Source organism: Streptomyces violaceusniger Tu 4113, from assembly GCF_000147815.2.
GTDB classification, from domain to species: domain Bacteria; phylum Actinomycetota; class Actinomycetes; order Streptomycetales; family Streptomycetaceae; genus Streptomyces; species Streptomyces violaceusniger_A.
In genome coordinates this window covers 3,692,383-3,712,368 of sequence record NC_015957.1, presented here as the reverse complement: position 1 = coordinate 3,712,368, position 19,986 = coordinate 3,692,383, and the positions used below count along the sequence as shown (strand labels likewise).

Sequence of the window (19,986 nt, the reverse complement as noted above, 5' to 3'; positions counted from 1 at the left end):
GCGGAGCGGGATTCCGGCGGCCGGGGCGGGGTCGGCTTGCGGCCCGCGGGCGCCCCGGGTCCGCGTCCCGCCCGCCCCACCATGCCTCGACGCGCCCGTTCGCGCAGGTCACGGACGTGGGGCGGAGCGACCGGCACCACCCGAACGGCCCCGCCGTGACCACCGTCACACCGCGCCCTCTCGACTCGGAACCGGCCGCGCGGCTGCGTGACCATCCCAGGGGACGACAGGACTCCGCCACCACACCGGGGCGGGGTCGGCCCACGAAGGGTGGCGCGTGATGTCTGCGCACATACGTATCCCCAGGATGTTCTCGCGAGCCAGCGCCGTCTCCGCCCTCACCGTCGCCGCTGTGGGGGGCACCGTGGCGACCCCGGGGTATCCACCCGAGGCCGAGGCGGCGACCGTCGCGGCCAAGGCGCTGCGGATCGCGGCGTCCAAGAAGGGCGCACCGTACAAGTACGGCGCGGAGGGGCCCAAGCGCTTCGACTGCTCCGGGCTGACGCTGTACGCCTACAAGCGGGCCGGGAAGCGGCTGCCGCGCACCGCGGCCGCGCAGTACAACCGGACCCGCCACATCAAGGCCGGCTCCCGCAAGGGCGGGGACCTGGTGTTCTTCCACTCCGGGAGCGGGGTCTACCACGTCGGCCTGTACGCGGGCGGCGGCCGGATCTGGCACGCCCCCAAGACCGGCACGGTGGTGCGGCTGGAGCGGATCTGGACCAAGAAGGTCTGGTACGGACATGTGCGCTGACCCCGCCGTAGGTGTCAGTGACCGTGGGTAGGTTGACGGGGCCGGGCCACACCGCTGTGGACCGGCCCCGTCGACCACCGGAGGCATCGCATGGCGTATCCCGACGACGACGATGGGTTCCGCCGGGAGCGCGGCGGCGTCGAGCGCGGTCCGGTGCCGGTATGAACGACCCGTTGCACGGCGAGCCCTTCCAGGCCGACCGGACCTACGACCAGGTGTATCTCCTCTTCGTCGACACCTCCGGGTATTCGACGATCGTCCGCTCGAACCCCAGGGACCGCGCCGCGCACGCCTTCGATCTGCTGCGCGAGCGGATGCGCGCCCGGATCGGGCAGCTCTCGGCGCAGCGGCGCTGTGCCCGCAGCGACTTATGGAGCTGGCGCGGCGACGGGGGCTTCTTCGCGGTCCACGACGACAGCGAGAGCGTGGCCCGCGATGTCGCGCTGGAGGCGGCCCGCACCTTTCTCACCCTGGATCTGCGCCATCTGCGCGACGAGTTCGCCCAGGCGGGGGTGGACGGGGAGCTGCATGTGCGGATGGCGTTGCACAAGGGGGCGATACGGCACACCGGCGAGGGCCGGACCGGCACCATCCACTCCCCCGACATCAATCTGGCCGCGCATCTGGAGAAGGCGACTCCGGCGGACTGCCTCGCGGTATCGGAGGATGTGTACCGCACCGCGGGGCCGTATGCGGAGCTGTTCGCCCATGTGGGAAGCCATGAGGGCAAGGACGTCTATCTGATGGCGGGCGACGGCGGTCCGGGCGGGGCGGCCAAGGCGTGGCTCGCGGGCCGGGGGCTTTCGGACGGTTCCCCGGTGCACGCGTATCCGGAGCGGCCGAGCCCCCAGGAGAAGGCGCGGCTGCTGGACGCGGCGGGCGAGGAGGTCCTCGACATGGGGACGGCGCTGCGCACCTCCTCCGGCCGGCTGGTCACCACCGAGCGTCCGGCCCGCTTCCGCGACGCGATCCTCGGGCTGCTGCGCCGGGGCGGCACCTACCGCTGCTATCTGCTGGACCCGTCCTCGGACGCGGCGGCCACGCTCTCCCGGCAGTACCAGGAGGACATGACGCGGAAGATCAAGGATTCGCTGGAGCGGTTCGGGCGTTTCAAGGAGCGCTATGGAGCGGAGGCGGACGGCTTGCACGTCTATCAGACGGACGAGTTCCCGGGCTTCTCGGCGCTCACCGTCGATATGCACCGGCCGAGCGGGCTGATCCTGTACTCCTCGTATCTGTTGGGCACGAGCCGGTACGGGGTGATCGAGCGCGGCGACATGCCGCACTATCTGATCGGCCCGGACGCCGGGCGGGTCTTCACCCGGATCCGTCAGCTCGCCGAGGCGCGGGCCTCGGAGGGGCAGGCCCAGCGCGTGCTGTGAGCGGGGTCAACGGACCGGCACGGTCCACGGCAGGGCGATCCAGACGGTCTTGCCGCCGTCCGCGGTCGGGGTGACGAACACCTCGCCGCCCGACTCCGCGGCCAGACAGCGCACGATGACCATGCCGCGCCCGCTGTCCTGCTGGGTCGCCAGCGGCAGCCAGCGGGGCCATTGGGGGTGGCTGTCGGTGACCCCGATCTCCAGCCGCTGCTCGCGGTCGAGCCGTAGGTCCACGGTGAAGGTGGGCGACTGGCCCACGGTGTGCTCCACGGCGTTGGTGGCGAGCTCGGAGACGATCAGCCGCACGGTGTCGGCGGCCTCTCCGCCCTGCCCGAGCCCCCATTCGGCGAGCACGTCCGTGACATAAGCGCGTGCCGCGGGAACCGACGCCGGTGCGCTCGGCAGAGTGACGGATGCTTCCTGATGGTCTGCCATGACGGCCTGTCCCTTTCCCGCCGGGGCCCGGCTGCGGACGCGTTGGAAGGTGGAGCTGCGAAGCCGGTGTCGTGGGCTGCCCTGACGGCTCTACGCGTCAGAGTGCCACCGATGGCCGCTGTAACGGGGGCGATCCACCGAGTTATGCATATATCTGTCGCCCAAAGCGGTGAACTCTGCTACGGAAAACCGGATTTGGAAGGCACACTGGGCCACTGGTGCGACACGCGCTGTGGGTGACGCGCCGGCAAGGGAAAGGCGGGAGGGAGAACTCATGCGGTACGGCCCGGCGGTGCGCCGTCGCAAGCTCGGCGCGGAACTCCGCCGCCAGCGCGATCTGGCCGGACTCACCAGTGGTGAGGTCGCCCTCCGGCTGGGCTGGCATCAGTCGAAGGTGAGCCGGATCGAGACCGGCCGGAGCGGGGCCAAACCCTCGGATGTGGCGCGGCTGCTGGAGGTCTACGAGGTCGCCGACCCGGAGCTGCGCGCCCTGCTGGAGGCGCTGTGCCGCGGGGGCGCCTCGGATCCGGAGGGGTCACGGCGCGGCTGGTGGTACGCGTATCGCGATCTACTGCCGCCCGCCTACCGGGACTTCATCAGCCTGGAGGCGGAGGCGTCGGACGCGTACACCCTGGAGACCACGGTGGTGCCGGGTCTGCTGCAGACGCCGGACTACGCCCGGGCGGTGACCCTCGCGGCGCTCCCGGATCTGCCGCGGGCCCAGGTGGACTCGCTGGTGGAGGTGCGGATCGCGCGGCAGTCGGTGCTGCACGGCGAGCGGCCGCTGCGGCTGCACGCGGTGCTGGACGAGGCGGCGCTGCGGCGCGAGGTGGGCGGACCCGACGTGATGGCGGCGCAATTGAGCCATCTGGCCAAACTCTGCGTATTGCCTCAGGTGGAGCTGCAGGTGCTGCCATTCTCCATCGGAATGCCCATTGGTATGACAGGTCCTTTCATTATTTTCTCTTTTCCGCACATTAGTGACCTGGACGTAGTAGTTCTCGACCACCTGACGAGTAGCCTCTATCTGGAGCGGAAAGAAGACCTCCGGGCGTACAGCGCCGCGTTCGAAGTACTGCGGACCCGCGCCCTGACACCTGAGGAATCGTTGTCCTTCATCAACAAAATCGGGGGCGGCGCCTGAGGGGGCACCATGTTCAGTATGTCCGCCAAGTCCGTCCACTGGCTGCGCAGCAGCTACAGCGTCGGCATGAACAATTGCGTCGAGACGGCCCTGCTGGGGTCCGACCAGCTCGGCGTGCGCGATTCGAAGAACACGGCGGGCCCCGTCCTGCTGTTCACCCCGTCGACCTGGGTCTCCTTCCTCGAGGGGCTCAAGGACGACGGCCCCGGCTCCGCCACTTCCCGCTCGGCCGGAACCGGAAGCTGATCCGTCAGTGAAGTATCTGTTCCGCCTGTGAACGGCTGATCCGTTCATCCCTCCCGTCAGTGAGCCATCAGGCGGTCGGCGCGGTCTTCACGATCACGTCGACCGCCCTCTCGACCTGCTCATCCGTCAGGTCCCCACGCGCCGTCAGCCGCAGCCGCGAGATGCCGTCCGGGACGGACGGCGGGCGGAAGCACCCCACCAGCAGCCCGGCCGCGCGGCAATCCGCCGCCCAGCGCACCGCCTGCTCCGGCGACGGGGCCCGCACCGACACCACCGACGCGTCCGGCCGCACCGCGGTCAGCCCGGCGGCGGTCAGCCGTCCGTACAGCCCCATGGCGACCGTACGGACGCGGGCGGCGCGCTCCGGTCCCCGGCGCAGCAGCCGCAGGCTCGCCAGGGCGGCGCCCACGGCCGCCGGGTTGAGTCCGGTGTCGAAGATGAACGTGCGTGCGGTGTTCACCAGGTGCTCGATCACCCGGGCGGGCCCCAGCACCACCCCGCCCTGGCTGCCCAGCGACTTGGAGAGGGTGGCCGTGACCACCACGTCCGGCGCGCCCGCGAGCCCGGCCCCGTGCACCGCGCCGCGTCCGCCCTCGCCGAGCACCCCCAGGCCGTGCGCCTCGTCCACCACCAGCGCCGCGCCGTGGGCACGGCAGGCCCCGGCGAGGGCGGCCAGCGGGGCGGCGTCGCCGTCGACGGAGAAGACCGAGTCGCTGACGGCGAGGGCGCGCCGGCGCGCGGGGACCGCTCCGGTCTCCTCGGTGGCCTCGCCCCGCGCGTCCTCATCGGCCGCGCCCAGCGCCTTGCGCACAGCGTCCGGGTCGGCGTGCGGGACGACGGCGACCTCGGCGCGGGAGAGCCGGCAGCCGTCGATGAGCGAGGCGTGATTGCCCGCGTCGGAGACGATCAGCGCGTCCCGGCCGCTCAGCGCGGAGACGGCGGCCAGATTGGCGGCGTAGCCGGAGGAGAACACCAGGGCCGCCTCGAAACCGCAGAAGTCGGCGAGTTCCCGCTCCAGTGTGGTGTGCAGCTCGGTCGAGCCGGTGACCAGGCGCGATCCGGTCGACCCCGCACCCCAGCGCTCTGCCGCCGCGGCCGCGGCGGCCGTCACCTCCGGGTGGCGGGCCAGCCCCAGATAGTCGTTGCTCGCCAGATCGAGCAGCGGGGAGTCGGCGGGCCGGGGGCTGAGCCGGCGCACCAGCCCGGCCCGGTCGCGCCGCTCCCGCTGTGCGTCGATCCATGCGAACGCGTCGTCCGGGCGGTCCTGGGGCATCGGCTGTCTCGCCTTCCTGGCCTCGTCAAGGGCACCGACTGTCGGGTCCGGATAGAACGTAGCCCCCTCCATGCCCGGTCATGGTGTGGCAATACCCACACCCCGATCCGCGCGTCTTGTACGGTCCCTCCTTGGCCGGAAGCGGTGGGGTAGGAAAGGATCGTCGCCATGGACCTGCTGAACACGCTGGTGGACAAGGGGTTGCGGCGCGAATCGCCGACCCGCGAAGAAGCGCTCGCCGTCCTGGCGACCTCCGATGACGAGGTGCTCGATGTGGTGGCCGCGGCGGGCAAGGTGCGCCGCGCCTGGTTCGGGCGGCGGGTGAAGCTCAACTATCTGGTCAACCTGAAGTCGGGGCTGTGCCCCGAGGACTGCTCCTACTGCTCGCAGCGGCTGGGCTCGAAGTCCGAGATCCTCAAGTACACCTGGCTCAAGCCGGAGCAGGCGGCCGCCGCGGCGGGCGCCGGGGTCGCGGGCGGCGCCAAGCGGGTGTGCCTGGTGGCCAGCGGACGCGGTCCCACCGACCGCGACGTGGACCGGGTCTCCCAGACCATCGCCGCCATCAAGGAGGAGCACCAGGATGTCGAGATCTGCGCCTGTCTGGGGCTGCTGTCCGACGGCCAGGCCGAGCGGCTGAAGGACGCGGGGGCGAACGCGTACAACCACAACCTCAACACCTCCGAGGCGACCTACGGCGACATCACGACCACCCACACCTACGCCGACCGGGTCTCGACCGTGCAGCAGGCCCAGGCGGCGGGGATGTCCGCCTGCTCCGGCCTGATCGCGGGCATGGGCGAGTCGGACGAGGACCTGGTGGACGTGGTCTTCTCGCTGCGCGACCTGGACCCGGACTCGGTGCCGGTCAACTTCCTCATCCCGATCGAGGGCACCCCGCTGGCCGGGGACTGGAACCTCACCCCGCAGCGCTGTCTGCGGATCCTGGCGATGGTGCGGTTCGTCTGCCCGGACGTGGAGGTGCGGCTCGCGGGCGGCCGCGAGATCCATCTGCGGACGCTGCAGCCGCTGGCCCTGAACCTGGCGAACTCGATCTTCCTCGGCGACTATCTGACCACCGAGGGCCAGGCGGGCGAGGACGATCTGGCGATGATCGCCGACGCGGGCTTCGAGGTGGAGGGCACCGACACCACGACGCTGCCCGCGCACCGCGCGGACGCGCTCGCCGCCGCCGGTTCCGGCTGCGGCGGCCACGGCGCGGAGGGCGGTGGCTGCGGCCCGTGCGGTGACGCCGCGCCCGCCGACGCCGTACCCGCCCAGGCGACGGCCGGCGCCACGGTCTCCACCCCGGCGGCCACGGAGGGGTCCCACGCCGATCTGGTCGCGGTGCGCCGCCGCGGCGCGGGCACGGATCTGCCGCCCAATGCCTGAGCCGCTGACCCCGGCCGAGCTGCGGGCGCTGGACCGCGAGCACGTCTGGCATCCGTACGGCCCGATGCCCGGCCGCCAGGACCCCCTGGTCGTGGAGTCCGCGGCCGGGGTCCGGCTGCGGCTGGCCGAGCCGGTGGAGGGCGTCCGCGAGCTGGTGGACGGCATGTCGTCGTGGTGGTCCGCCATCCACGGCTACAACCACCCGGCGCTCAACGACGCCGCGCGGGGTCAGCTTGACCGGATGAGCCATGTGATGTTCGGCGGGCTCACCCATGAGCCCGCCGTCCGGCTGGCCACCCGTCTGGTGGAGATCACACCGGAGCCGCTGCGCCATGTGTTCCTGGCCGACTCCGGTTCGGTGTCGGTCGAGGTCGCGGTGAAGATGTGCCTGCAGTACTGGCGCTCCCTCGGCCGCCCCGCCAAGCGGCGGCTGCTGACCTGGCGCGGCGGCTACCACGGCGACACCTGGCAGCCGATGGCGGTGTGCGACCCGGACGGCGGAATGCACCGGCTGTGGTCCGGTGTGCTGCCAGAGCAGATCTTCGCGGACGCGCCGCCGCCCGGATTCGACGCGGACCCCGACCCGGCGTACGAGGCACACGTACGTGAGCTGGTGGCCCGTCACGCCCATGAGCTGGCCGCGGTGATCGTGGAGCCGGTGGTGCAGGGCGCGGGCGGGATGCGCTTCCACTCCCCCGCGCTGCTGCGGGTGCTGCGCGAGGCGTGCGACGAGCACGATGTGCTGCTGGTGTTCGACGAGATCGCCACGGGCTTCGGCCGCTCGGGCACGCTTTTCGCGGCCGAGCACGCGGGGGTGTGCCCCGATGTGATGTGTCTGGGCAAGGCGCTGACCGGGGGTTATCTGACCCTCGCCGCCACGCTGTGCACCCCGCGGGTGGCGGACGGCATCTCGCGCGGCGAGGTGCCGGTGCTCGCGCACGGCCCGACGTTCATGGGCAATCCGCTGGCCACGGCCGTCGCCTGCGCCTCGATCGATCTGCTGCTCTCCTACGACTGGCGGCAGGAGGTCAAGCGGATCGAGACCGGGCTTCGGGACGGGCTCGCGGAGGCGGCCGAGCTGCCGGGCGTCCGGGAGGTGCGGGTGCTCGGCGCGATCGGCGTCGTCCAGTTGGACCGTCCGCTGGACGACGCGGGGATGGCGGCGGCGACGCGGGCCGCGGTGCGCGAGGGCGTATGGCTGCGCCCGTTCCGCGATCTGCTGTACACCATGCCGCCGTACATCACGGGCGACCACGATCTGGCCCGGATCTGCACGGCGGTACGGGCGGCCGCGGCCGCGGCCGTCTGACCCGCCTGCTCCGCTCGCGGTCGGCCTCCCACCCACAGGAGGGGACCGGCCGCACACCGGGGCAGACCGGGAGCACGAACGAAAGCGAAAGGCAATGGAAACGAAGATGTCAGTACTGGTCGTCACCGGCACGGGCACCGAAATCGGAAAAACCGTCAGCACGGCGGCCGTCGCCGCCGCGGCGCTCGCCCGCGGCCGCTCGGTGGCGGTGCTCAAACCCGCCCAGACCGGTGTCGCGGAGGGCGAACCGGGCGACGCCGCCGAGGTGGCCCGGCTCGCCGGTGCGGTGACCCTGCTCGAACTCGCCCGCTACCCCGAGCCGCTGGCCCCCGCCACCGCCGCCCGCCGCGCCGGACGGCCGCCGGTGCGGCCGCACGAGGTGGCGGAGGCGGCCGAGAAGCTGGCCGCCGAGCACGATCTGGTGCTGGTCGAGGGCGCGGGCGGGCTGCTCGTACGGTTCGACGAGACGGGGGCGACGCTCGCCGACGCGGCCCGGCTGCTCGGCGCGCCCGTCCTCGTCGTCGCCCACGCGGGCCTCGGCACGCTCAACGCGACCACCCTGACCACCGAGGCGCTGCGCGTCCGCGGGCTGGAGTGCCCCGGGGTCGTCATCGGAAGCTGGCCCGCCGCCGCGGATCTCGCCTCCCGCTGCAATGTGGCCGATCTGCCGGATTCGTCCGGTGTCCCGCTGCTGGGCGCCATCCCCCAGGGCGCCCCCGCCCTTCCGCCGGCCGACTTCCGCACCCAGGCGCCCGGTTGGCTGGCGCCCCGGCTGGACGGGAGCTGGGACGCGGTGCGGCTGGCCGCGTAGCGACGCCCCCCGCGTGGGCAGAATCCCGGTATCGGTCCATCGTCCGTACCTGGGACAAGGGGGAGCTCCCATGCCCGTATGCCGTCGCACACCCCCGCGTGACGCCGTCCACCACCCGCTCTTCGCCCGCTGCTACGCCAGAATGGGCCCACTGGCCGACGAGCGGGCGGGGGTCGGTGAGCTGCGCGGCGAGCTGCTGGCCGGGCTGTCCGGCCGGGTCATCGAGATCGGCGCGGGCAACGGGCTGAACTTCCCCCACTACCCCGAAGCCGTCTCCGAGGTGGTCGCCATCGAACCCGAGCGCCATCTGCGGCGGCTGGCCACTCGGGTGGGGCTGCGGGCCGGAGTGCCGGTGGACGTGGTGCCGGGCGTCGCCGAGGCGCTGCCGGTCAAGAGCGAGGCGTTCGACGCGGCGGTGGCCTGTCTGGTGCTGTGCTCGGTGCGCGATGTGCGGCGCGCGCTCGCGGAGCTGCTGCGGGTGCTGCGGCCCGGCGGTGAACTGCGCTTCCTCGAGCACGGACGCGCCGAGGGGCGGGTCCTGGCGACCACCCAGCGGGCGCTGGACCGCACGGTGTGGCCGCTGATGTTCGGCGGCTGCCATACGGCGCGCGAGGTGCGATCGGCGATCGCGGCCGCGGGCTTCGAGCCGATCGGCCACCGCCGGCTGCGCATCCCCGAGCGGGGCCCGACGCTGCCGACGTCCCCGTGCGTGCTGGGCGCCGCGCGCCGTCCGGTCTCGCCTGCGCATCCGTAACGCCGGGGCATCACGTTCCCGTCGTCACCGCGGGCGCGCCCGGCATCGCGTTCGCGCCCCCGCGTCGCCCTCCCGTCGGTCATCGCATTCGTGTACGCCCGCGTCCATGGGGGGGCGCATCGGCGGCCGGGTCCCTACCATCGAGGGCACGACGTTCCGATACGGGGAGGCATCGTGTCCACACCGGCGGCAACGAAGACGGACGGGTTCGCGGAGGGCGGCGCCCATGCGGCGGCCCGCGCCCGGTCCCTGACCAAGGCGTACGGCAGCGGCGAAACGGCCGTGCTCGCGCTGGACGCGGTGGACGTGGAGATCGAACGGGGCAGGTTCACCGCGGTGATGGGCCCGTCCGGATCCGGCAAGTCCACCCTGATGCACTGTCTGGCCGGTCTCGACACGGTCTCGTCGGGCCAGGCCTGGCTGGGCGACACCGAGATCACCGGCCTGGGCGACAAGGAGCTGACCCAGCTCCGCCGCGACCGGATCGGCTTCATGTTCCAGTCGTTCAATCTGCTGCCCACGCTCAACGCGGCCGAGAACATCACCCTGCCCATGGACATCGCGGGCCACAAACCCGACCGGGAGTGGGTGGACCGGGTCATCGACAAGCTCGGGCTGCGGGACCGGCTGCGGCACCGGCCCGCCCAGCTCTCCGGCGGACAGCAGCAGCGGGTGGCGTGCGCCCGGGCGCTCGCCTCCCGCCCCGAGCTGATCTTCGCGGACGAGCCCACCGGCAACCTGGACTCACGGTCGGGCCTGGAGGTGCTGCGCTTTCTGCGGGAGGCCGTCGACGAGCTGGGCCAGACGGTCGTCATGGTCACCCACGACCCGAGCGCCGCCGCCCACTCCGACCTGGTGCTCTTCCTCGCCGACGGCCGGATCGTGGACCGGATGGAGCGGCCCACGGCCGAGGCGGTGCTGGAGCGGATGCATATCTTCACCAGTGCCACGCCCGGGGCCGAACCGGAACCCGACCCGCTGAGCTGAGCCCCTGAGGCGCCCCGAAGGAGCGCGGGGCTGTGTCGATGTGCGGCTCCGCCGCGTGGGCGCGACCAGCCACGACGGCGCCGCAGACGATCGACGGCAGCTCAGCGCACTTCCAGCGGAGCGCTTTGCGATCCCGAACGGCGCCGATCTCGGATACGTTCGCCGTATCCGCGCTCAAGGAGGGCTCATGGCAAGGCCGTTCCGCTTCGGAGTCAATCTGCTCACCCTTGAATCGGCCGAGGCATGGCGGGCGAAGTGCCGCCATGCCGAGCAGCTCGGCTATGACGTACTGCTGACCCCCGACCACCTCGGCAACCCCGCCCCGTTCCCGGCGCTGGCCACCGCCGCCGAGGCGACCGAGCGCCCACGGCTGGGCACCTTCGTGCTCAACACCGGCTTCTGGAATCCCGCGCTGCTCGCCCGGGAGGTGGCCACCTGCGACGCGCTCACCGACGGCCGGCTGGAGCTCGGCCTGGGCGCCGGCTATGTCAAGGCCGAGCACGACAGCGCCGGGCTGCCCTTCGGCTCACCACGGGAGCGGGTGGACCACCTCGTACATACCGTGGCCGAGTTGGAGCGTCTGCTGACCGAGTCCGAGCACCGGCCCCGGCCCGTCCAGTCCCCGCGCCCGCCGCTGCTGCTCGGCGGCAACGGCGACCGGCTGCTGCGGCTGGCCGCGCGCCATGCGGACATCGCGGCCTTCACCGGGGCGGTGCAGGCCCCCGGCAAACCCCAGGGCGCCCTGCAGCTGATCAGCCCCGAGGCACTGGAGGAGCGGGTGGGCGCCTTCCGCCGCTTCGCCGCCGAGGCGGGGCGGGCGGAGGGGGCCGATGAGCCGGGTGAGGCGATCGAGCTGAACTACCTCATCCAGATGGCCGGGCCCAGCGCCGACCGACGCGCCAAGGTGCGTGAGCTGTCCGGGTACGCACCGGGCCTCACCGAGGACCAGATGCTGGAGCACCCGGCGCTGCTGCTGGGCGACGCGAAGGAGATGGCGGAGCAGTTGCGGGCCCACCGCAAACGGTTCGGCTTCTCGTACTTCACCGTGCTGGAGCACAACATGGAGGCGCTCGCCCCGGTGATCGAGGAGCTGCGCGGAAGCTGACCGGGCGGCATTCCCGTCGACGCCGCGGTCCTCCTGATGGTGGGATGCGGCCATGAACGATCTTCGGATACGGGCCGCGGCCCCCGCCGACCTCGACACCGTGCTCGCCTTCTGGAAAGAGGCGGCGGAGGGCACCAGCATCAGCGACGACCGGGACGGGGTGGCCCGGCTGCTCGACCGCGACCCGGAGTCGCTGCTGCTGGCCGAGTGGGACGGGGAGCTCGCCGGAACCGTGATCGCCGGTTTCGACGGCTGGCGCTGCCATCTCTACCGGCTGGCCGTCCACCCCGGGCACCGCCGCCGGGGCGTGGCGACGGCCCTGCTGGCGGCGGCCGAGGAGCGCTTCACGGCCCTGGGCGGACGGCGCGGGGACGCGATGGTGCTCAACGAGAACGGGCCGGCCCACCATGCGTGGAGCGCGGCGGGCTATGCGCGCCAGCCGCAGTGGAGCCGCTGGGTCAAGCCGCTGTCCCCCTGACCCGGCATGACCGTCCTCGGCACGGCCGCGCGGGGGCTGCATTCCTCCGGTCCCTGGCGGATCATGGGACGGAGGTGAACCGATGACCGAAGTCCTCCTCCTGGCCGTGGCGCTCCTCCTTGCGGTGACCTGTGGCGCCTTCGTCGCGGCGGAGTTCTCGCTGACCACGGTCGAGCGCAGCGAGCTGGAACGGGCGGCCGAACGCGGGGAGCGCGGCGCGGCCGGGGCGCTGAAGGCCGTACGGAGCCTCACCTACCAGCTCTCCGGCGCGCAGCTCGGCATCACCGTGACCAATCTGGTCGTCGGCATGCTGGCCGAGCCGTCCGTCGCGGCCCTGCTGGCCGGGCCGCTCACCGCGATCGGCGTACCCCAGTCGGCCGTCCGCTCGGCCGCGCTGGTGCTCGGCACCTTTCTGTCCACCGTCGTGCTGATGGTCGTCGGCGAGCTGGTGCCCAAGAACTGGGCCATCTCCCGACCGCTGCCGGTCGCCAAGGCCGTGGCCACCCCGCAGCGCGTCTTCAGCTCCGTCTTCCGCCCGCTGATCAGCCATCTCAACAACACCGCCAACCGCACCGTGCGCCGGATGGGCCTGGAGCCCGCCGAGGAGTTGGCCTCCGCGCGCGGCCCGCAGGAGCTGATCGCCCTCGCCCGCCACTCCGCCAAGGAGGGCGCGCTGGAGAAGGACACCGCCGAGCTGTTCGTCCGCACCCTCAACCTCTCCGAGCTCACCGCAGAGAACGTGATGACCCCGAGGGTGCGGGTGGTGGCGCTGGACGTACGGGCCACCGCCGAGGACGTCGCCAACGCCACCCGCGCCACCGGGCTGTCCCGCTTCCCCGTCTACCAGGGCAGCCTGGACACCGTCGTCGGCATCGTGCACATCAAGGACGTCCTGGCGGTCCCCGCCGGGGAGCGGCCCCGCCGCCCGGTCTCCGATCTGATGCGCGAACCGCTGTTCGTCCCCGAGTCGCTCACCGTGGACCGGCTGCTGGACCGGCTTTCGGCGCAGCGCAGCATGGCGGTGGTCATCGACGAGTACGGCGGTACGGCCGGGGTCGTCACCCTGGAGGACATCGTCGAGGAGGTGGTCGGCGAGGTCCGCGACGAGCACGATCCGCACGAGACCCCCCATCTGATGCCGATGGGCCGGGACACGGAGGGCCATACGCTGTACGACGCGGACGGCGCGGCCCGCGTCGATCAGCTGGAGCGCATCGGGCTGCGAGTGCCGCCGGGCCCGTACGAGACACTGGCCGGGCTGATCGCCTCGGAGCTGGGCCGGATCCCGGCCGTCGGCGACACCGTCGAGCTGGCGGGCTGGTCTCTGGAGGTGCGGAAGGTGAGGAGCCACCGGGCGGCCCGGGTCCGGCTGCGGGCGCCGCTGCGCGGTGCCGGGAGCGATGGCGACGGCGGCGGGCCCGGGGCCGACGGGGCGGCGGGCCGATGACCGTCCTCCAGTTGCTGATCGGCCTGCTGACACTGGTCCTCAACGCCTTCTTCGTGGGCGCGGAGTTCGCCCTGATCTCGGTGCGCCGCAGTCAGATCGATCCGCATGCCCAGCAGGGCGACCGGCGGGCGCGGTCCGTGCTGTGGGCCCTGGAGCACCTCTCCGCGCTGCTGGCCGCGGCCCAGCTCGGGATCACGCTGTGCACGCTGGTGCTGGGCGCCGTCGCGGAACCGGCCATCGCGCATCTGCTGGAGCCGTTCTTCCATGTGGTGGGGCTCCCACTGGGGCTGGTGCACCCGATCTCGTTCGTGATCGCGCTGACCGTGGCCACCTATCTGCACATGCTGTTCGGCGAGATGGTGCCGAAGAACGTGGCGCTGGCCGAGCCGGTGCGCACCGTGCTGCTGCTCGGCCCGCCCCTGGTCGCCCTCGCCCGCGCCCTGCGCCCGGTGATCTTCGGGGTGAACGCCTTGGCGAACGGGCTGCTGAAGCTGATGCGCGTGGAGCCCAAGGGCGAGGTCGCGGCGACCTTCTCGGACGACGAGCTGGCCCGGATGGTCTCGGACTCCAGTGAGGCCGGACTGCTGGACGACCGGTCCACCGAGCGGCTGCGGGACGCGCTGGAGCTGGGCCGGCGACGGGTGCGGGATGTGGTGCTGCCCATGGATCAGGTGGTCAAGGCGCAGCTCGGAGTGACCCCCGAGGAACTGGAAGAGCTGGCGGCGCGGACCGGCTTCTCACGGTTCCCGGTGGTCGACGACTCCGGGCGGATCCTGGGCTATCTGCATGTGAAGGACGCGCTGGACGCACGGCCGCGGGATGTGCCGTTCCGCCCCGATCAGCTACGCCCGATCCCCCGGGTGCGGTCCCATACGCCGCTGGACGACGTGCTCACCGCGATGCGCGACAGCCGCACCCACCTCGCGGCGGTCATCGCCGCGGACGGACGGCTGGAGGGACTGGTGACCATGGAGGACGTGCTGCGCGAGCTGGTGGCCTGATCGCATCTGGCCTGACCCGATCACCTATGTGGTCGGGCACCTCATTCCTCGTCGCCTCCGGTCACTCCTCGGTGCGTCTGGACTCATGGGCGATGATGCACTCCTGCCAGTGGGCCAGCGCCTCCTCCCGTCCGCCGCCGCCCTCCTCGGCCACCGCCACCAGCGCATGGGCGGCCATCGCGGCGAGCCGCACCGCGACCCGGCACGCATCGCGCATCTCGAGCGGCTCCAGGAGGGCGGCGGCGCCCTCCCCGTCGTCGGCGAGCGCGGCGGCGACGATGGCCATGGTCGTGCGGTCGCATTCGAAGGCATCCACGTCGACCAGACTGCCCCGCCACGCGGTGCGCGGAACCCCGCGCGGTCCAAGCGGGCCAACCGGAGGGCATCGCCCGGACGGCCGCGCGAGGCTCAGCGCCGGGGGCCGGAGGCGCTGCCTGGGCCGGTGCCGGGCCGGGTGCCCATCGGGTCGTAGCGGAAGATCACGTACTCGACCCGGCCGATGACCTTGGTGCGGTTCGTCCGCCGGTACAGCTCCGGTGGCCGGAAGATGTTGTCGTCGTAGATGTCCGCGCCGGGCTCCACATTCCAGCCGGCGGTCGTCCCGTTCCGGGCCCCGCCCTCGAAGTAGATGTGGGTCATCGCCATGCGGCTCATCATGCTCGCGGTCGGCGGTCAACGCAGCCCGCCCACCGGGATAGGATCGCCTGCGCCATGCAGACGAACATCACCTACAGCAGTTTTGTCGCGGTCGGCGACTCCTTCACCGAGGGCATGTCGGACCGGCTCCCGGACGGCACCTACCGAGGCTGGGCGGATCTGCTCGCCGGGCGGCTCGCGGCCCACAGCCCCGGCTTCCGATACGCCAACCTCGCGGTCCGCGGCAAGCTGATCGGGCAGATCGTCGAGGAGCAGACGGGCCCGGCGGCGGCCATGGGCGCCGATCTGGTGACCCTGGTCGGCGGGCTGAACGATGTGCTGCGGCCGAAATGCGATGTGGGCCGGGTGTGCGCCCTGCTGGAGGAGGCCGTCGAGCGGCTGGCGCCCACCTGCAAGCGGCTGGTGCTGATGCGCAGCCCGGGGCGGCGCGGGCCGGTGTTCGAGCGGTTCCAGCCGCGGATGGAGCGGCTGTTCTCGGTCATCGACGAGCTGGGCGCACGGCATGACGCGACCGTCGTGGACCTGTTCGCCTCCCAGGCCGTCGGGGACCCCCGGATGTGGGACGAGGACCGGCTGCATCTGAACGCCGAGGGGCACCGGCGGGTCGCCGAGGCCATATGGCAGGCGCTGGGCCATGAGCCGGAGGCCGACTGGAACGCGCCGCTGCCGCCCGCGGTGCCCGTCGGCTGGACAGCCCGCCGCACCTCGGATGTGCGGTTCGCCCGCCAGCACCTCGGGCCGTGGATCGGCAGGCGGCTGACCGGCCGCTCCTCGGGCGACGGTCGCGCCCCCAAGCGCGCCGAGCTGCTGCCGTACGAGGACTGATCCTCAGCTCATCCGCGGCTGATCCGCAGGGCCCGCGCCCGCCCGCGCCCCGGGGCCCTTCGGAGGGGTCCCTCGGCCACCGGTCTGGCCTGCGAGGACGGCCAGTAGACTCTGTGCACGTGACTGGTAAGCCGCGCATTCCGAACGTCCTGGCCAACCGCTACGCCTCCGCGGAGCTGGCCGTCCTGTGGTCCCCCGAGTACAAGGTGACGCTGGAGCGGCGGCTGTGGCTCGCCGTGCTGCGCGCCCAGAAGGACCTCGGAATCGAGGTGCCGGACGCCGCCCTCGCCGACTACGAGCGGGTCCTGGAGATCGTCGACCTGGCCTCGATCGCCGAGCGAGAGAAGGTCACCCGCCACGATGTGAAGGCCCGGATCGAGGAGTTCAACGCCCTCGCCGGCCATGAGCACGTCCACAAGGGCATGACCTCCCGCGATCTCACCGAGAACGTGGAGCAGCTCCAGATCCGGCTCTCCCTGGAGCTGGTACGGGACCGTACGGTCGCGGTGCTGGCCCGGCTCGGCAAGCTGGCCGCCGAGCACGCCGAGCTGGTGATGGCCGGCCGGTCGCACAATGTGGCGGCGCAGGCCACCACGCTCGGCAAGCGGTTCGCCACCGCGGCGGACGAGCTGCTGGTGGCGTACGGACGGCTGGAGGACCTGCTGGGCCGCTATCCGCTGCGGGGCGTCAAGGGCCCGGTCGGCACCGCGCAGGACATGCTGGACCTGCTCGGTGGCGACGCGGAGAAGCTGGCGGAGCTGGAGCGGCGGGTCGCCGCCCACCTCGGCTTCGCGCAGGCGTTCACCTCCGTCGGCCAGGTCTATCCGCGCTCGCTGGACTACGACGTCGTCACCGCGCTGGTGCAGCTCGCCGCGGCTCCGTCCTCGCTGGCCAAGACCATCCGGCTGATGGCCGGGCACGAGCTGGTGACCGAGGGCTTCAAGCCCGGCCAGGTCGGCTCGTCCGCGATGCCGCACAAGATGAACACCCGCTCCTGCGAGCGCGTCAACGGCCTCGCCGTGATCCTGCGCGGCTACGCCTCGATGACCGGGGAGCTGGCGGGCGACCAGTGGAACGAGGGCGATGTCTCCTGCTCGGTGGTGCGCCGGGTCGCGCTGCCGGACGCGTTCTTCGCCTTGGACGGGCTGCTGGAGACCTTCCTGACCGTGCTCGACGAGTTCGGCGCCTTCCCCGCCGTCGTCGCCCGTGAGCTGGACCGTTACCTGCCCTTCCTCGCCACGACGAAGGTGCTGATGGGTGCCGTCCGGGCCGGGGTGGGCCGCGAGGTCGCCCATGAGGCGATCAAGGAGAACGCGGTGGGCGCGGCGCTGGCGATGCGCGAGCAGGGCGCCGAGCGCAATGAGCTGCTCGACTCGCTCGCCGCCGATGAGCGCATCCCGCTGGACCGGGCCGGTCTCGACGCGCTGATGGACGACAAGCTCTCCTTCACGGGCGCGGCCGCGAACCAGGTCGGTGCGGTGGTGTCCCGGATCGAGGAGATCGTCAAGGAGCGCCCGGCGGCCGCCGCCTACACCCCCGGCTCGATCCTCTGACGCCGGCGATGACCCCCGCCGAACTGGAGGCCGCCCGCGACCGCCTCGTCCCCGATGTGGTCGGGGACGGCCTGCGGGTCCTCTTCTGCGGTATCAACCCCGGGCTGATGACGGCCGCCACCGGCCACCACTTCGCCCGCCCCGGCAACCGATTCTGGCCCGCCCTCCACGCCTCGGGTTTCACCCCTCGCCGACTCGATCCGTCCGAGCAGGCGGAGCTGGTGCGCCATGGCCTGGGCATCACCAATGTGGTGGCACGTGCCAGTGCGCGGGCCGATGAGCTGAGCGACGAGGAGTACCGGGAGGGCGGCCGGATCCTGGAGGAGAAGGTGCTCCGGCTGCGGCCGCGCTGGCTGGCGGTGGCGGGGGTCACCGCCTACCGCGCCGCGTTCGGCGACAAGAAGGCGACGATCGGCCCGCAGACGCGCACGATAGGGGACACCCGCATCTGGGCCCTGCCGAATCCCAGCGGGCTCAACGCGCACTGGACACTGGCGACGATGGCGGAGGAGTACGGCCGCCTCCGCCATGCCGCCGAGGCGGACGGCTAGGCGGACCCGAGGGCGGAGGCCGAGGCCGGAGGGAGGGGCGTCATATCGTCCCCTCCTCACCTATCGCCACCAGGAGCTGGAACGGCAGCTCGCGGTCGCCCTGCCCCACGCCCAGCCCGACCCAGCGGCCGTCGAGGCGCCAGATGCTCAGCTCGGGCACGTAACCGCACAGGGTGTCCAGCGGGGGCGGAACGGGCTCGCCCATCGCCGAGCGCTCCAGGGAGCCGGTGAGATCCAGGACATCGGGGGCGCCCCACCGTAAGGTCAGCACCTGGACCAGCACGCTCAGCTCGGCCTCGAACTCCTCCAGCACTTCCTCGATCCGGGTCAGATCGGCATCCCAGAAGTCCTCGCTGACGCGGAGGTCGGCGACATGGAAGCCGGGGCCGCTCTCCACCCGCCCGTCGGCGGCCCGCTGCGCGGGGAAGTCCCGCGCGCGCAGCTGATCGATCGTGGCCACCTGGTCCGCCGTACTGGTCATGGCGTCAGTAAACAGCGCGGGTCGGACATCTGGCCGCCCGTCAGAATGACCATTTCGGCGGCCGGGCGGCCCGGGTGGGAGGAGGCACTCGCCGCCTCCCCGTCCAGCGGATACGATCCGGCAGATACGCACTGGGAGGGAGGCCGACGTTGGGGCGGCTCACCGGCGGGGATCCGTCTCTGCTGCGACGCATCAACTCCGCCGTGGTACTGCACGCGTTGCGCGCCGCGACCGCGTCCGGCACGGCCACCGAGGGTGGCCCGGACGACGCGGGCGGCTGTGCCGGAAGCGCGAGCCTCACCGATCTCACGCGGGTGACCGGGCTGTCCCGGCCCACCGTCGAGGGCGTGATCGACGGGCTGGCCGACAGTGGTCTGGTGGTCGAGGTGCCCGCCGAGGAGGGCGGCATCCGCCGCCAGGGCCGCCCCGCGCGCCGCTTCCGCTTCCGGGCCGAGGCAGGGCATCTGCTGGGCATAGAAATAGGGGCACACCGGGTCGCCGCGCTCCTGTCGGACCTCGACGGACACGCGCTCGGCTCGATCGTGCGCGAGGTCTCGGAGAAGGCGTCGGCCGACGAGCGCCTGGAGCGGGTGCGCACCGCCGTCGCGGACCTGCTGCGGCGCGCGGGGGTCGCCCGGTTCTCGCTGCGCGCGGTCGGGGTGGGCAGCCCCGGCATCGTCGAGGCCGACGGCACCGTCCATCTGTGCACCGCGCTCCCCGGCTGGACCGGGCTGCCTCTGGGCGAGCGGCTGCGGCGGTCCTTCCGCTGTCCGGTGCTGGTGGAGAACGACGCGAACACGGCGGCGGTGGCCGAGCACTGGAAGGGCGCGGCGGTCGGCTCGGACGATGTGGTCTTCGTCCTGGCCGGGTTGAGCCCGGGGGCCGGGTCGTTGATCGGCGGCCGGCTCCACCGTGGCTTCGGCGGCGCCGCCGGGGAGATCGGGGCGCTGCATCTGCTGGGCCGCGAGGCCGCCCCGGAGGAGGTGCTCTCCACGACCGGGGAGCCGCTGAACCCGCTGGACGAGGCGCAGGTCGCGCATGTCTTCGCGCTGGCCCGAGACGGCGACCTACGCGCCCGCGCGGCCGTGGACCGCTTCGTCCGCAGGCTGGTGCACGACACGGCGGCCCTGGTGCTGGCGCTGGACCCAGAGGTCGTCGTGGTCGGCGGCTGGGCCGCCGGGCTGGACGGTGTGCTGGCCCCGCTGCGCGATGAGCTGTCCCGCTACTGTCTGCGGGCCCCGGAGGTCACGCTCTCGCTGCTGGGCGAGGCGGCGGTGACCACGGGGGCGCTGCGGCTGGCCCTCGACCATGTGGAGCAGGAGCTTTTCGCGGTCGACAGTACGGTGACGACCCGCCGCGCGAGCCGCTGACGCGGGACGCGGGGCGGGCCGGGGCGTTGGGGGA

Annotated in this window: 22 protein-coding genes; 17 read left to right on the top strand and 5 right to left on the bottom strand. The window is 72.5% G+C overall.

Features of this window, described 5'->3' with window-relative positions; genetic code table 11:
- Nucleotides 1-280 precede the first annotated feature (280 nt).
- The gene (locus STRVI_RS16015) at nucleotides 281-754 is read left to right on the top strand and encodes a C40 family peptidase (protein WP_014056704.1); all 474 of its coding nucleotides are present in this window, start codon (nucleotides 281-283) and stop codon (nucleotides 752-754) included.
- A gap of 161 nt (nucleotides 755-915) precedes the next feature.
- Nucleotides 916-2,136 carry a hypothetical protein gene (locus STRVI_RS16010; RefSeq protein ID WP_014056703.1) on the top strand — a complete coding sequence of 407 codons (1,221 nt, stop codon included), beginning with the start codon at nucleotides 916-918 and terminating at the stop codon, nucleotides 2,134-2,136.
- 6 nt (nucleotides 2,137-2,142) lie between these two features.
- Here the strand turns inward: STRVI_RS16010 and STRVI_RS16005 are convergent, their stop codons facing one another.
- The gene (locus STRVI_RS16005; protein WP_014056702.1) at nucleotides 2,143-2,571 is read right to left on the bottom strand and encodes an ATP-binding protein; all 429 of its coding nucleotides are present in this window, start codon (nucleotides 2,569-2,571) and stop codon (nucleotides 2,143-2,145) included.
- Nucleotides 2,572-2,845: 274 nt separating this feature from the next.
- Between STRVI_RS16005 and STRVI_RS16000 the strand changes: the two genes are divergently transcribed.
- Both STRVI_RS16000 and STRVI_RS15995 read left to right on the top strand, forming a co-directional pair.
- Nucleotides 2,846-3,715, top strand: a complete 870-nt coding sequence (locus STRVI_RS16000; RefSeq protein ID WP_014056701.1) for a helix-turn-helix domain-containing protein — start codon at nucleotides 2,846-2,848, stop codon at nucleotides 3,713-3,715.
- An 18-nt stretch (nucleotides 3,716-3,733) separates the two neighbouring features.
- Nucleotides 3,734-3,961 carry a DUF397 domain-containing protein gene (locus STRVI_RS15995; protein WP_435532583.1) on the top strand — a complete coding sequence of 76 codons (228 nt, stop codon included), beginning with the start codon at nucleotides 3,734-3,736 and terminating at the stop codon, nucleotides 3,959-3,961.
- Nucleotides 3,962-4,028: 67 nt separating this feature from the next.
- On the opposite strand, the gene STRVI_RS15990 is transcribed toward STRVI_RS15995, so the two are convergent.
- Nucleotides 4,029-5,234, bottom strand: coding sequence for an 8-amino-7-oxononanoate synthase (locus STRVI_RS15990; protein ID WP_014056699.1), 1,206 nt, complete (start codon nucleotides 5,232-5,234; stop codon nucleotides 4,029-4,031).
- Between the two features lie 168 nt (nucleotides 5,235-5,402).
- Here STRVI_RS15990 and bioB point away from each other — a divergent pair, with 168 nt between their 5' ends.
- From bioB to STRVI_RS15945, 9 genes are all read left to right on the top strand, one after another.
- Nucleotides 5,403-6,623, top strand: coding sequence for a biotin synthase BioB (gene bioB / locus STRVI_RS15985; RefSeq protein WP_014056698.1), 1,221 nt, complete (start codon nucleotides 5,403-5,405; stop codon nucleotides 6,621-6,623).
- Entirely contained in the window at nucleotides 6,616-7,932 is a 1,317-nt protein-coding gene (locus tag STRVI_RS15980; protein WP_014056697.1) for an adenosylmethionine--8-amino-7-oxononanoate transaminase, read from the top strand. Before bioB ends, STRVI_RS15980 begins: the two co-directional genes overlap by 8 nt.
- A gap of 106 nt (nucleotides 7,933-8,038) precedes the next feature.
- A complete protein-coding gene (bioD, locus tag STRVI_RS15975; protein ID WP_014056696.1) occupies nucleotides 8,039-8,743 on the top strand; it encodes a dethiobiotin synthase in 705 nt (234 codons plus the stop codon).
- Nucleotides 8,744-8,813: 70 nt separating this feature from the next.
- A complete protein-coding gene (locus tag STRVI_RS15970) occupies nucleotides 8,814-9,497 on the top strand; it encodes a class I SAM-dependent methyltransferase (protein ID WP_014056695.1) in 684 nt (227 codons plus the stop codon).
- Between the two features lie 174 nt (nucleotides 9,498-9,671).
- On the top strand, nucleotides 9,672-10,484 hold the full coding sequence (locus STRVI_RS15965) for an ABC transporter ATP-binding protein (protein ID WP_014056694.1): 813 nt from the start codon (nucleotides 9,672-9,674) through the stop codon (nucleotides 10,482-10,484).
- A gap of 187 nt (nucleotides 10,485-10,671) precedes the next feature.
- The gene (locus STRVI_RS15960; protein ID WP_014056693.1) at nucleotides 10,672-11,589 is read left to right on the top strand and encodes an LLM class F420-dependent oxidoreductase; all 918 of its coding nucleotides are present in this window, start codon (nucleotides 10,672-10,674) and stop codon (nucleotides 11,587-11,589) included.
- Between the two features lie 52 nt (nucleotides 11,590-11,641).
- The gene (locus tag STRVI_RS15955; RefSeq protein WP_014056692.1) at nucleotides 11,642-12,067 is read left to right on the top strand and encodes a GNAT family N-acetyltransferase; all 426 of its coding nucleotides are present in this window, start codon (nucleotides 11,642-11,644) and stop codon (nucleotides 12,065-12,067) included.
- 82 nt (nucleotides 12,068-12,149) lie between these two features.
- A complete protein-coding gene (locus STRVI_RS15950) occupies nucleotides 12,150-13,514 on the top strand; it encodes a hemolysin family protein (RefSeq protein WP_014056691.1) in 1,365 nt (454 codons plus the stop codon).
- A complete protein-coding gene (locus STRVI_RS15945; RefSeq protein ID WP_014056690.1) occupies nucleotides 13,511-14,515 on the top strand; it encodes a hemolysin family protein in 1,005 nt (334 codons plus the stop codon). The genes STRVI_RS15950 and STRVI_RS15945 overlap by 4 nt, the downstream gene beginning before the upstream one ends.
- A 61-nt stretch (nucleotides 14,516-14,576) precedes the next feature.
- Here the strand turns inward: STRVI_RS15945 and STRVI_RS15940 are convergent, their stop codons facing one another.
- Together STRVI_RS15940 and STRVI_RS15935 are read right to left on the bottom strand one after the other, a co-directional pair.
- Nucleotides 14,577-14,801, bottom strand: a complete 225-nt coding sequence (locus tag STRVI_RS15940) for a hypothetical protein (protein WP_014056689.1) — start codon at nucleotides 14,799-14,801, stop codon at nucleotides 14,577-14,579.
- 122 nt (nucleotides 14,802-14,923) lie between these two features.
- Nucleotides 14,924-15,160, bottom strand: coding sequence for a hypothetical protein (locus STRVI_RS15935; RefSeq protein ID WP_106685665.1), 237 nt, complete (start codon nucleotides 15,158-15,160; stop codon nucleotides 14,924-14,926).
- A 66-nt stretch (nucleotides 15,161-15,226) separates the two neighbouring features.
- Here STRVI_RS15935 and STRVI_RS15930 point away from each other — a divergent pair, with 66 nt between their 5' ends.
- From STRVI_RS15930 to mug, 3 genes are all read left to right on the top strand, one after another.
- Nucleotides 15,227-15,997 (top strand): SGNH/GDSL hydrolase family protein, encoded by a 771-nt coding sequence (locus tag STRVI_RS15930; protein WP_014056687.1) that lies wholly within the window; start codon nucleotides 15,227-15,229, stop codon nucleotides 15,995-15,997.
- A gap of 119 nt (nucleotides 15,998-16,116) precedes the next feature.
- Nucleotides 16,117-17,550, top strand: coding sequence for an adenylosuccinate lyase (gene purB / locus STRVI_RS15925; RefSeq protein WP_043238898.1), 1,434 nt, complete (start codon nucleotides 16,117-16,119; stop codon nucleotides 17,548-17,550).
- Between the two features lie 8 nt (nucleotides 17,551-17,558).
- The gene (gene mug, locus STRVI_RS15920; protein ID WP_014056685.1) at nucleotides 17,559-18,101 is read left to right on the top strand and encodes a G/U mismatch-specific DNA glycosylase; all 543 of its coding nucleotides are present in this window, start codon (nucleotides 17,559-17,561) and stop codon (nucleotides 18,099-18,101) included.
- Between the two features lie 40 nt (nucleotides 18,102-18,141).
- Here mug and STRVI_RS15915 read toward each other — a convergent pair whose 3' ends face one another.
- Nucleotides 18,142-18,582, bottom strand: coding sequence for a hypothetical protein (locus STRVI_RS15915; RefSeq protein ID WP_014056684.1), 441 nt, complete (start codon nucleotides 18,580-18,582; stop codon nucleotides 18,142-18,144).
- A gap of 149 nt (nucleotides 18,583-18,731) precedes the next feature.
- Here STRVI_RS15915 and STRVI_RS15910 point away from each other — a divergent pair, with 149 nt between their 5' ends.
- Complete coding sequence (locus STRVI_RS15910) at nucleotides 18,732-19,952, top strand: ROK family protein (RefSeq protein WP_014056683.1); 1,221 nt, start codon at nucleotides 18,732-18,734, stop codon at nucleotides 19,950-19,952.
- Nucleotides 19,953-19,986 lie beyond the last annotated feature (34 nt).